The 12,033-nt window shown below is 42.3% G+C and carries 14 protein-coding genes, 1 tRNA gene and 1 pseudogene; all 16 read right to left on the bottom strand.

Annotated features, from left to right (window positions below; translation table 11 throughout):
• Positions 1–772 (bottom strand): annotated as a pseudogene (rpoB, locus tag WS34_RS08540) (DNA-directed RNA polymerase subunit beta); the annotation flags it as partial.
• 96 nt (positions 773–868) lie between these two features.
• Entirely contained in the window at positions 869–1,246 is a 378-nt protein-coding gene (gene rplL, locus WS34_RS08535) for a 50S ribosomal protein L7/L12 (RefSeq protein ID WP_013612168.1), read from the bottom strand.
• A 47-nt stretch (positions 1,247–1,293) separates the two neighbouring features.
• Complete coding sequence (gene rplJ, locus WS34_RS08530; RefSeq protein ID WP_013612169.1) at positions 1,294–1,812, bottom strand: 50S ribosomal protein L10; 519 nt, start codon at positions 1,810–1,812, stop codon at positions 1,294–1,296.
• 29 nt (positions 1,813–1,841) lie between these two features.
• A complete protein-coding gene (gene rplA / locus WS34_RS08525) occupies positions 1,842–2,537 on the bottom strand; it encodes a 50S ribosomal protein L1 (RefSeq protein ID WP_013612170.1) in 696 nt (231 codons plus the stop codon).
• 24 nt (positions 2,538–2,561) lie between these two features.
• A complete protein-coding gene (rplK, locus tag WS34_RS08520) occupies positions 2,562–2,999 on the bottom strand; it encodes a 50S ribosomal protein L11 (protein WP_013612171.1) in 438 nt (145 codons plus the stop codon).
• Between the two features lie 140 nt (positions 3,000–3,139).
• Positions 3,140–3,688 (bottom strand): transcription termination/antitermination protein NusG, encoded by a 549-nt coding sequence (nusG, locus tag WS34_RS08515; RefSeq protein WP_013612172.1) that lies wholly within the window; start codon positions 3,686–3,688, stop codon positions 3,140–3,142.
• A 13-nt stretch (positions 3,689–3,701) separates the two neighbouring features.
• Complete coding sequence (gene secE, locus WS34_RS08510) at positions 3,702–3,893, bottom strand: preprotein translocase subunit SecE (RefSeq protein ID WP_013612173.1); 192 nt, start codon at positions 3,891–3,893, stop codon at positions 3,702–3,704.
• A 73-nt stretch (positions 3,894–3,966) separates the two neighbouring features.
• A tRNA-Trp gene (locus WS34_RS08505) sits at positions 3,967–4,039 on the bottom strand.
• Positions 4,040–4,171: 132 nt separating this feature from the next.
• Positions 4,172–5,359 carry an elongation factor Tu gene (tuf, locus tag WS34_RS08500; protein WP_046404285.1) on the bottom strand — a complete coding sequence of 396 codons (1,188 nt, stop codon included), beginning with the start codon at positions 5,357–5,359 and terminating at the stop codon, positions 4,172–4,174.
• A gap of 333 nt (positions 5,360–5,692) precedes the next feature.
• Entirely contained in the window at positions 5,693–5,992 is a 300-nt protein-coding gene (gene hpf / locus WS34_RS08495; protein ID WP_013612175.1) for a ribosome hibernation-promoting factor, HPF/YfiA family, read from the bottom strand.
• 19 nt (positions 5,993–6,011) lie between these two features.
• Positions 6,012–6,935 carry a tyrosine-type recombinase/integrase gene (locus tag WS34_RS08490; RefSeq protein ID WP_046404298.1) on the bottom strand — a complete coding sequence of 308 codons (924 nt, stop codon included), beginning with the start codon at positions 6,933–6,935 and terminating at the stop codon, positions 6,012–6,014.
• 67 nt (positions 6,936–7,002) lie between these two features.
• Positions 7,003–7,194, bottom strand: coding sequence for a 30S ribosomal protein S21 (rpsU, locus tag WS34_RS08485; protein WP_022160408.1), 192 nt, complete (start codon positions 7,192–7,194; stop codon positions 7,003–7,005).
• Positions 7,195–7,475: 281 nt separating this feature from the next.
• Entirely contained in the window at positions 7,476–8,162 is a 687-nt protein-coding gene (locus WS34_RS08480; protein WP_046404283.1) for a potassium channel family protein, read from the bottom strand.
• A 33-nt stretch (positions 8,163–8,195) separates the two neighbouring features.
• Entirely contained in the window at positions 8,196–10,022 is a 1,827-nt protein-coding gene (locus WS34_RS08475) for a TrkH family potassium uptake protein (RefSeq protein ID WP_046404281.1), read from the bottom strand.
• A 2-nt stretch (positions 10,023–10,024) separates the two neighbouring features.
• The gene (locus tag WS34_RS08470; RefSeq protein ID WP_046404279.1) at positions 10,025–10,294 is read right to left on the bottom strand and encodes a tetratricopeptide repeat protein; all 270 of its coding nucleotides are present in this window, start codon (positions 10,292–10,294) and stop codon (positions 10,025–10,027) included.
• 31 nt (positions 10,295–10,325) lie between these two features.
• On the bottom strand, positions 10,326–11,921 hold the full coding sequence (locus tag WS34_RS08465; RefSeq protein WP_286693689.1) for a M23 family metallopeptidase: 1,596 nt from the start codon (positions 11,919–11,921) through the stop codon (positions 10,326–10,328).
• Between the last annotated feature and the right edge of the window lie 112 nt (positions 11,922–12,033).

Genomic DNA, 12,033 nt, shown 5'->3' with positions numbered 1-12,033 from the left:
TATCTTCATCCACGAAATCTTCCACCCAGGTCTTCAAAACACGCGCAGCCAACCGACGGCCAACGACTTTTTTCAATCCCGTTTTGGAAACATTTATTTCATCCGCCAGGTCGAATATCTGCAAGATATCCTTATCCGTCTCAAAGCCGATAGCACGTAACAAAGTCGTTACCGGCAATTTTTTCTTCCGGTCGATGTAAGCATACATCACATTGTTGATGTCTGTCGCGAACTCGATCCAGGAACCCTTGAACGGGATAATTCTGGCGGAATAAAGTTTGGTACCATTAGCATGAACGCTCTGTCCGAAAAATACACCCGGTGATCTGTGCAACTGAGATACGATCACACGCTCGGCTCCGTTAATCACAAAGGTGCCTTTGGGCGTCATATACGGAACATTCCCCAGATATACGTCTTCAATCACCGTGTCGAAATCCTCGTGTTCGGGATCCGTACAATACAACTTCAGTTTGGCCTTCAACGGAGCTCCGTAAGTCAATCCTTGCTCCAGACATTCGTCTATCGAATAACGGGGCGGGTCGATGAAGTAGTCCAAAAATTCCAGAACAAAATTGTTCCGGGTGTCGGTGATTGGGAAGTTCTCCTTGAAAACAGTATACAGGCCTTCGTTCTTTCTGTTTTCAGGCGTCGTACCCAATTGAAAAAAGTCCTTGAAAGACTTTAATTGCACTTCAAGAAAATCAGGATATTGCAACTGATTTTTCGTGGAGGCAAAGCTTATTCTTTTGTTTGAAGTATTTGAAGACATCTAATAATTTTTTGGAACCTAAACAATAATAACAACAAAATGGTTTAGAGTCAAAAAGTGACTCTAAACCTCGAAACCCATGGAGGGTCTTATGACTTATTTAAGTTCAACTTCAGCTCCTGCTTCTTCCAGTTGAGCTTTCAATTGTGCAGCTTCTTCTTTAGAAACTTTTTCTTTCAAAGGAGCCGGAGCTTTGTCAACTAATTCTTTAGCTTCTTTCAGTCCAAGACCGGTCAGCTCTTTCACTAACTTCACAACAGCCAGTTTAGACTGACCACCTGATTTCAGGATTACGTCGAACTCGGTCTGTTCAGCAGCAGCAGCACCTTCGCCACCAGCAGCAGGAGCAGCTACAGCAACAGCAGCAGCTGCAGGTTCGATACCGTATTCTTCTTTAAGGATGTCAGCTAACTCTTTTACGTCTTTTACTGTCAGGTTAACTAATTCTTCTGCAAGTTTTTTCAAATCTGCCATTTCGATAAGTATTTAAAATGTTTTTATTCAAAAAATAATAATAATATTTATGCTCTATCTTCAAGAGTTTTAAGCACTCCGCCGATAGTATTCTTCCCTGATTCCAGGGCAGAGATAAGCTTCTGCATCGGTGATTGCAGCAACAGTACGATATCTCCCAGCAACTCTTCTTTCGATTTGATGCTAACCAGAGCGTCCAGTTGGTTTTCACCCACATAGGCACATTCTTCCACGAAAGCAGCCTTCAATACAGGTTTGTCATGGTTCTTACGGAACTCTTTGATCAGTTTCGCAGGAGCATTACCTGTCTCAGACAGCATCACAGCGCTAGAACCGGTCAAAGCACTATAAATTTCATTATAGTCAGCTTCCAAACCGTCCAAAGCAACACGCAACAAAGTGTTTTTTACCTGAATCAGTTTAATTCCTGCTTTGAAGCAAGCTCTACGCAACTCTTGTGTCGCAGCTGCATCCAATTCAGAGATATCACTGATATAGATATGCTTGTGTGCTTTTATCTGCTCGGTTAAATTGTCTATGATTACTTGTTTTTCTTCCCTTTTCATTCTACAAATGGTCCTTTAAAGGTTAATAATTAATCAAGTAATGACTTAAGGTCTAATTTAATACCGGGACTCATTGTACTTGACAGGAATACACTCTTCACATAAGTACCTTTTGCAGAAGAAGGTTTCAGTTTTTGGATCGTAGCCATAAATTCACGGGCATTATCCATAATCTTTTCTGCTTCAAAGTTTACTTTACCGATAGAAGTGTGTACGATACCAAATTTGTCAACTTTAAAATCAATTTTTCCCTGCTTAACCTCTTTTACGGCTTTACCGATTTCCATGGTAACAGTACCGCTCTTCGGGTTTGGCATCAATCCACGCGGACCTAGGATTCGTCCTAAAGCACCAATTTTACCCATGATGGCCGGCATAGTAATAATGATGTCGATATCAGTCCAACCTGATTTCAACTTTTCAATATACTCATCCAATCCAACATAGTCGGCACCGGCAGCTTTGGCTTCTTCAACCTTATCAGGGGTACAAAGTACCAATACTCTGATATCTTTACCGGTTCCATGGGGCAATGTAACGACACCGCGAACCATTTGATTGGCTTTACGCGGGTCTACACCCAGACGAACGTCTATGTCAACTGACGCATCAAACTTGGTAAAAGTAATTTCTTTCACCAGCTGAGCAGCTTCTTCAATGGTATAAGCTCTACCATCTTCGATCTTTTCTAAAGCTAACTTCTTATTTTTTGTCAGTTTACTCATTACGTTTGAAGTATTACGAATTCATTAAAAAGGTTTCTCACCATCGATGGTGATCCCCATACTTCTGGCAGTTCCAGCTACCATGCTCATTGCTTTTTCAATTTCAAAAGCATTCAAATCGCTCATTTTGCCTTCTGCAATTTCCTTTACTTTGTCCCAAGACAAAGAAGCCACCTTTTTACGGTTAGGTTCTGCAGAACCGGATTTGAGTTTTGCTGCTTCCAAAAGCTGAATAGCAACAGGGGGCTGTTTGGTAATGAAATCAAAAGATTTATCACCGTAAACCTGAATAATCACCGGAATGATCTTACCTGCCTGGTCCTGAGTTCTTGCATTGAATTGTTTGCAGAAGTCCATAATATTGACTCCTTTAGAACCTAAAGCAGGACCCACTGGAGGAGAAGGATTCGCGGCACCAGCTTTAATCTGTAGCTTGATAAGAGCTTCAACTTCTTTTGCCATTTTTTTTAGAGTTTGAAAGTTTATAAAGTTATAAGGTTTATAAAGTTAATGAAAACTGCAGTGCTGCTTTAATCACAACCAGAGCAGAACACACTTTAAGAACTTTAGAAACTTTAAAAACTTTAAGAACTAATATTTGTTTATTCTTTTTCTACCTGCATGAAACTCAATTCGAGTGGTGTCTGACGACCAAAAACCTTGACAATTACTTTCACTCGTTTTTTGTCATTGTTCACTTCCTCTATCACGCCGGTAAAACCGTTGAACGGACCGTCAGTAACTTTTACCGATTCGCCAACGACATAAGGTATGTTTATCTCCTCGGGCTGTTCCGACAGTTCATCTACTGTACCCAGAATCCGGTTGATTTCCGATTGACGCATCGGCACCGGATCGCCCCCTTTAGTTTCCCCCAGGAAGCCTATCACGTTCGTGATATCACGAAGCATGTGGGGAATCTCACCAACAAGAGCCGCCTCTATCATTACATAACCGGGAAAAAAGTTCCGCTCTTTGCTGATCTTTTTACCGTTACGTACCTGATAAATTTTCTCGGTAGGTATCAAAACCTGTGAAACATAATCTTGCAGCCCTAGACTGGCAACTTCATTCTCGATGTACTCCTTTACCTTCTTCTCTTTCCCGCCGATCACACGAAGTACATACCATCTTTTTTTAATTTCTGCCATGTAGTTCTGAAGATTAATAAAACATACTATATATGAAATCCATAATGTGTCTGAACGAAAAGTCCATTACAAATATACCAATTGCAATAATGACGGAAGCTATCATTACTATGGTAGCACTGCTCTGGAGTTCAGACCATGATGGCCAGGAGACTTTATTGACCAGCTCGTTATAAACGTCTGCGAAATAAGCTTTTATTTTCATTTTAGATCTTCGATTGTAAATTTTAAATTGCCTGCAAATTTACAATTTAAAATTTAAAATTAAAACATTTCAGCACGGGAGGAGAGACTCGAACTCCCGACACCTGGTTTTGGAGACCAGTGCTCTACCAACTGAGCTACACCCGTATCTTTATTTCGGATTTTTAATTTACGATTTACGATTATCCGGAGAACCGGTAACCGTAAACCGTAAAAATATCCTTCAGGATTCGGACTCCGATCGATACAAGTTTGCAGACCGGAATCACAAATCAGATATTAACCAAGGATTTCAGTAATCTGACCGGCACCTACGGTACGTCCACCTTCACGGATAGCGAACCGAAGACCTACTGAACATGCTACCGGAGTCAACAATTCAACAGTAATTGTTACGTTATCTCCCGGCATTACCATTTCAGTTCCTTCCGGCAGAGTGATTTCACCGGTAACGTCCATCGTACGCAGATAGAACTGAGGTCTGTACTTGTTGTGGAACGGAGTGTGACGACCACCTTCTTCTTTCTTCAGGATATAAACCTCAGCTTTAAATTTGCTGTGCGGTTTAACTGAACCCGGTTTTGCCAGTACCATACCACGTTTGATTTCGTTTTTGTCGATACCACGCAGCAACAGACCAACGTTATCACCAGCTTCTCCTTCATCCAATAATTTACGGAACATTTCAACTCCGGTACAAACGGTTTTCTTACCATCAGCACCCAGACCGATAATTTCCAATTCATCACCTACATGTACAACACCGGTTTCGATACGACCGGTAGCAACAGTACCACGACCGGTGATTGAGAATACGTCTTCAACCGGCATCAGGAACGGTTTTTCATTATCACGCGGAGGAAGTGGAATCCAGTTATCAACAGCATCCATCAATTCCATTACTTTTTCTTCCCATTTAGCCTCGCCGTTCAATGCTCCCAGTGCAGAACCTAAGATGATCGGAGTATTGTCACCATCATATTGATAGAAAGACAACAGTTCACGAACTTCCATTTCAACCAGTTCCAACATTTCAGGATCATCCACCATATCCACTTTATTCAGGAATACAACGATTCTCGGAACGTTTACCTGACGAGCCAAAAGAATGTGTTCACGGGTCTGAGGCATCGGACCATCAGTAGCAGCACAAACCAGGATAGCACCGTCCATCTGAGCAGCACCAGTAACCATGTTCTTTACATAGTCGGCGTGACCCGGACAGTCAACGTGAGCATAGTGACGGTTAGCGGTAGAATACTCAACGTGAGAAGTATTGATGGTAATACCTCTTTCCTTTTCTTCCGGAGCATTATCGATAGAATCGAAAGAACGCAACTCTGAAAGACCTTTTTTTGCCAACACAGTAGTGATAGCAGCAGTCAAAGTGGTTTTACCGTGGTCTACGTGACCGATAGTTCCAATATTTACGTGTGGTTTTGACCTGTCAAACTTTTCTTTAGCCATGACTTAAAAACTTTTTATTATTAAACAATTTATCTCAAATAACTCTATATACAAACTAAAACTCATCAGGGGAATCAAAGACCTGCATACAACAAGCCTATTCAGCCCACTCTTTTGAGCGTGCAAATATAATTAAATAATTCTGTTCTACAAAATTATTTTCTTTAAAGTTGAATGTTTGTGTTTCAACTTTTTATCCGACTATCGGTTTCCGACTCTCGCTCAGGTTTTACTCATCCGCCTCCAGCCTTTCCTCCCCTGCTTTTTTAACCTTCCCGCTTTTAGCTTTCCAGTCTTTAACCTTTAGCTTCGATCTTCTCGCCTTTAGTCTTATCAGCACTCTCTTTCTTTCTCTTTGATTTTCACCAATTGACGCTTTACTACATCATAAAGCTCATCGACTGCTTCCTCGAATTTCTTTGCATTTTTCTTTGCAAAAACTTCTTGGCCTTTAACATTCAACAGTACTTCGACTACTTTATTTTCCAGATTATCGTCTTTTTCCAGTTTCAAGGTAACTTCCGAACCGATAATTCCGTCGTGGTATTTATCTAATTTAGAAATTTTCTTCTGAATGAAATCTTCCAACTGAGAACTTGCTGAAAAACCAACCGCATTAATTTTAATTTCCATAGTACTTCCTCCTTAAATTTTAAGCCCGGGGATGAGCTTGGTTATAAACCTTTTTCAAACTCTCAAAAGAATTATGAGTATAGATTTGAGTCGCAGCCAGTCCGGCATGGCCGAGTAATTCACGGATAGCCTCGATACAGGCTCCGTTATTCAACAGAGCCGTAGCAAAAGAATGCCGCAAGACATGCGGACTTCGTTTCTTCAACGAAGTGACTTCGCCCAGATATTTTACAGCTAAACGATAAATAAATTTATCGTATACCGGTTTTCCTTTATCCGTAACGAATACAAACTGATGTTTTTCACCTACCAGTTCTTCCCGCTTGTTCAGATAAATCCGGAGATCTCCGGCCAATTCCGGTAACATGGGAACAATCCGTTGTTTGTCTCCTTTCCCATTCACCCGGATCACCGCTCCCCCCAAATCGATGTCTTCCAATTTCAATGCCACCAGTTCCGAGCGTCTCATTCCGGTATAATAAGCCGTCATCAACACCATCCGATCACGGATATTTGCAAAATCCTTGTCGGAAGCGTGTTTATCCAACACCTCATCCATTTGATAATCGGGCACAAACACCGGCAATCGCTTTCCCATTTTAGGTGCCACGACAATCTCCGTCGGATCTTCTGTCAACTTTCCCTCCCGTACCAGATAACGGAAATAAGTCCGTAAAGAACTCAATTTACGCCTAACGGAACGGGCAGTCATCGGCCTCAGCTTTTCTTCACCGTCCACCCCGCCAATCTTCAACCCACCGGACATCAATCCCATTTCAAACCGCCGGACCATCTTGGAAGTAATTTCCTCATCCTGCCGGATCAATTCCACTTTTTCACAGAACTCACGAAACTGATTCAAATCTTCTTTATAAGCTGTAATAGTAAGCGCTGAATAGCGCTTAATATTTTTCAAATAACTCAGAAATGAATCTATTTCCATACTCATCGTTCTTAAAACGAACCCAATTTAACACTTTCCTCCGGGAAAAACAAGCCCGGGAAGAAAATTATTCTTCTGCCTGTTGCAAACTCTGTTTGTAGGCAGCTTTGATCCGCTGGGCCCGGTTACGTACTGATGGTTTTGTGAAAGCCTGACGATCTCTCAATTCTTTTACAATACCGGTTTTTTCGAATTTTCTCTTGAATTTCTTTAAGGCTCTCTCGATATTTTCGCCTTCTTTTAAAGGTACAATAATCATGATTTCTAATTTTTATAGTTTATAATAAACGCATTAAATAAAATAACAACAGGGTAACACCCTCCCATTACAACCTCCGGCTTAGTCTCTTCCTGAGGTCATTTTGTCTTCTATTTTCAGTTCTTTTCTACTTCATGGCAAGCACCGCTTGTCCGAATTTAAGCACCCCCTTCCAAAGTGGATTGATTTTTAATGCGTTAAACCTATTCAAAATGGACGGCAAAGATAAGGGAAAAAGTAAAAAGTAAAAAGTAAAAGGGAAAGAAAATTTACCCCGATTTTTAAAATGCTTTCCACAAGGCCTGAAAATCTTTATACAAACCGTAACACACCAATTCGTCTTCCTCTTTCAACAGGTAATTGCCGGGAATAACCGTCATCACCTCTTTAGTCAGTTTTTTCATTCCCAGTATATTTTTCACTTCGGCAGCCTGCTTCAAAGCAATCAGTTTTAAATGAAAATCCTCTTCGAGGTTCATTCCGCTCAAAGGATAACCGGCACATTTCCGAGGCACTTTAAACTTAATCACATAATAGTCTTCGTCGACCCGGAACGACTCGGCATGAATACCCAAAGCCAGGAACTGTACAAATTCGCGGGCGGCATCTTTTTCAGGGGTCAGCACTTTGTCGATAGCGAAAGCTTCCAGTATCGCCTTATGCACCGAATCTATAGCCCGGGCAAAGATATGCTTCACTTTCTTTTGTTTCAGCAAAGCGACCACCCGTACAGAAGCCCCGAAATTTTCTCCGATAGCGACAATCACCACATCGATCTCTCGGAGTGGCAAAGTTTCCAGAGCCAGTTCATCCGTTGCATCCAACACAAAAGCCGTGGTAATCTTGTCTTTCAGATTATCCACCCGCCCTTCGTTCTGATCGACACCGATGACTTCGTGTCCGATGGCCATCAACTCCTCGGCCAAACCTCCTCCGTAATTTCCCAAACCAATGACTATATATTTCATATGTATATCATGTTAATACGACAACTCTCTTGCTTAGTTGATGATCAAATTATCATCCGGGTATTTATATTTGGTATGCTTCTGCGGAGGTACGAATCCCAATACGATCGTAATGACTCCCACCCGCCCGATAAACATCAGCAAGGATACGAATAATTTACCTGCTTCTCCTAAAGCCGGAGTCAGACCGAGACTCGACCCGACGGTACTCAAAGCCGAAGTACACTCGAAAACCAAGGCCAATAGCGAAGCATGCGGTTCAAGCACACTCAGGACAAATACACCCAGAAAAAGAATCATAAGGTACATCACCAGGGTAGCATTGGAACGCCTGATCGAATCCACCGAAAGCTGCCGCCGGAACACCTCCACCCGGCTTTTTCCCCGGATCACAGCAAAAAGGCTCAATACAGCGGCAGCAAAAGCATTCACTTTAACTCCGCCGGCAGTAGATTGGGCAGCCCCTCCGATAAACATTAAAAGCAACATCAGCAACAAACTCTGTAATGAAAAAGAGGTCAAACCGATACTCATAAACCCGGCCGTACGGGGACAGGTCGCATTGAAAAAGGCCTGTACCCATTTATCCGGCATACTCATTCCCGCAAAAGCTCCGTTCCATTCGAACAGAAGAATCGCTATAGTCCCACCGGTCAATAAAATCAGCGTCGTCAACAAAACAATCTTAGTATTCAGATTATACAAATGCCGGATACGCTGTCTATCCCTTTTTCCTGTACGGATAAAATAAAACAAACGCTTCAGATGATAACCGGCGATATGCTTAAAATTCACCAAGATCGGAAAACCGATTCCTCCCAAAATAATCAATACGGAAATGGTTATATAGAGCAGATTATGGTGTTGCATGACCAAAGGATTACCGAGATTCTCCGATAAGGTCGAGAAACCGGCATTACAAAAAGCCGAAATAGAATGAAAAGCAGCAAACACCATTTCCTGTTGCACCGTCATCCCCAAAGTACCGTGAATACTCAGAAACAAGACCAACATCCCGGCTCCTTCTATCACTAAAGTGAAAAATAAAATATAAATCACCGTCGACAACAGAGACGACAAAGAATCGGAACTGATCATATCCCTTATCGCCAACTGATTATATACGGAAGTATTACCCATAAAAAACATGGCGAAGAAACAGGTGAGCGTCATTACTCCCAACCCACCGATCTGTATCAATATAATAATGACCAACTGTCCCAAAGAAGTGAAAGTCGTCGCTACATCTACCGGTACCAAACCGGTCACACAAACAGCACTGGTGGACACAAACAAAGCATTTACCCACGAAATACCATCAACGGTACAACGAGGTAACATCAACAAACCGGTGCCGATACAAATAATAAGGAAGAAACTTCCAGCCAGAATCAGGGAGGGATTGGTCCGTTTTCCCAAGAGTCCGATCACCCCCGAAGATAAGCGCAATAAAGAAAGTAACAACAACAGAATCAGCTGAAAAATACGGTTGTTTAAAAATAACCAGAAATATTTCAATGCCCCCGATTCCGGTTCGAAAAAAATGACGGGAATTAAAGTCAGATAAAGTAAAATATTCAATACCCATGTAAATGTCCGGTATTTCTTCAGCGTTTCCCGATACGCCAGCCCGATATGCATCGTGGTCTGAACCAGGAAAACGCCCCATACGGTCCGATACAATACACCGAGATCTGCCTCCGCTCCTTCCGAAATAATAAAGCCATGTTCATAGACGACACCGCCAATCAAGGCCAAGGCTGCCAGAAACGTGACAGCATCTATCCCACCCAACACTTTTTGCAGGTAAGGTTGTATCCATTTGTGCCGGTATAAAAAGGCTTTATGATATAATTTCATACCTAAGGATTGAACATATCTTTACAATAGTATCCCAAAATATTATTGATCATAACCACATAATTCGCTGCCTTCCGGTGATCCGGATTCAGGCGGAGAACCGTATTGAATTTATTCAAGGCTTCCGTCATTTTCCCGTCGGCATACAACAATTCTCCCAAGAGCAACCACTCCTCTTCATCTGCCGGATGTTTTCCGACCCATTCTTCCAGTAAGCGGATAGCTTCTGTCCGATTCCCTTTTTCGATCCATTCCTGTATTTCTTTTCTCATAAATATGCTTCCAATTAATCCTTTTCTATAATTATTTCTTTATTTTAACAAGGAGTTCATTTTTATTTCCGACCCGGTCTTCGACAATAACCTTCACTTCATTCACCTGACCGGAAACAAAAACCGGTTCTTTCAGACTGCAACGCATCAAATTATAGCGCGGATCATAGGAAAACAGGCACCACCGGCCATTTACCTCTCCCCGATAAGTTGCAATCCCTGAAAAATCATCTTTTATCTTAAATTTCAAAGAACCATCCGGAAATTTCCCTAAAAAAGAAATCACCGGCGGTTGCCGGTCTTCGGCTATCGTGTACCGGCTAAGATAGCCGATTTCCGCCACCAGGCCCTCTTCACTCCACTGAGTTGCAAGCGGGTATTTCCTGCCGGCACGGTCCACCTCACAAATCAAAGCCTTCCGGTCAAATTCCCCGGCCACAGACAAACGGGCTTTCTTTAACAAAGGAACATCTTTTTCCGATAATACAAAAATATCCCTTCCGGAAACCGTATCTTTTTCTATTTTCATCCCTTTCGGCACCGAAGCCGACAAAGCTCCGGCCTCTAAATCCAGCGTAGCCCCGGACAAGTCCAGGCTATAGCTGCGATCATAGCGCAACACCTCCTGTTCTTCCTGCACAGGCGCCTCCTTGCCTTTCAGGGTCAACGTTACGGTTGCCCGGTTACCATTGATATCTTTCAGATCGATTTTCACCGGTACAATACTGTCTTCACCGACAGTAATCCATCCCTGATTCCGATTCTTCACCCCCATCACCTGTCCCTGATAATTACCAAAACAACGATAAACCGTTTCCTTTTTCTTATAACAGTCAAAATCCTTTATTTCATTGATAAAACAAGTCTGATCAAAAGAACAGGAATCCATCTGCATGGCAAAAAGCGTATCTTTTCCGGCCACTACTCCTAACCGATAAATTCCCAGTTTATTCCAGGAATCATTCATATAATCCGTAACAAATACAGCAATACCTATTTTCCCTGCCGGAATATTCAACTGTCCGAGCGTATAGCGGCCGTTCGCCGACTGTTTCAAAGCCACCCGCCTCACCAATCCGACACAACCCGAAGCCGATTCACGATACAGATAAACACCTCTCACCACCGGAATCCGGCTATCCCGGATCTTATAAAAAAGCAAAGGATTCAAGGTATGTTCAGAACGGGTATTCCTGACTTCGAAATGCAAGTGTGGTCCCCCGGAAGATCCGGAATTACCACTAAAAGCAATCGTATCTCCCTGATGAAAGATCAACTGCCTGTCCCTCACCTCTTCATCTATTTTAAAGCTTTCCTGTTCGTATTGAATTTGCCGGACAAGCGCTGTGATACGAGCGTTGAAACGTTGCAAATGTCCGTAAACCGTGGTCGTTCCATCCTCATGCTCCACATACAATGCCTGCCCATAGCCGGTAGGAGACACACTCACCCGGACAACTTTACCGTCTTTCACACACACAACAGGCAATCCTTCCACCCCACCGGTCCGGATATCGATACCCGAATGGAAGTGAGTCGCCCTCAATTCTCCGAAATTTCCACTCAACAAAACAGGCCGATCGATCGGCTTTATCATGTCCTGGGCAAATATATTTAATGAAATCAAAGACAACCAATTAAACAAAAAATAACGAATAAATTTCCTATACCTCCTTTTTTCCATATCAAAAAAAACACTAATTTTATGCTGCAAATATATCAACACTCTTGATAATTTA

It is taken from the genome of Odoribacter sp. N15.MGS-14, assembly GCF_000980245.1.
GTDB classification, from domain to species: Bacteria; Bacteroidota; Bacteroidia; order Bacteroidales; family Marinifilaceae; genus Odoribacter; species Odoribacter splanchnicus.
This window is presented reverse-complemented; position numbering and strand designations above follow the sequence as displayed.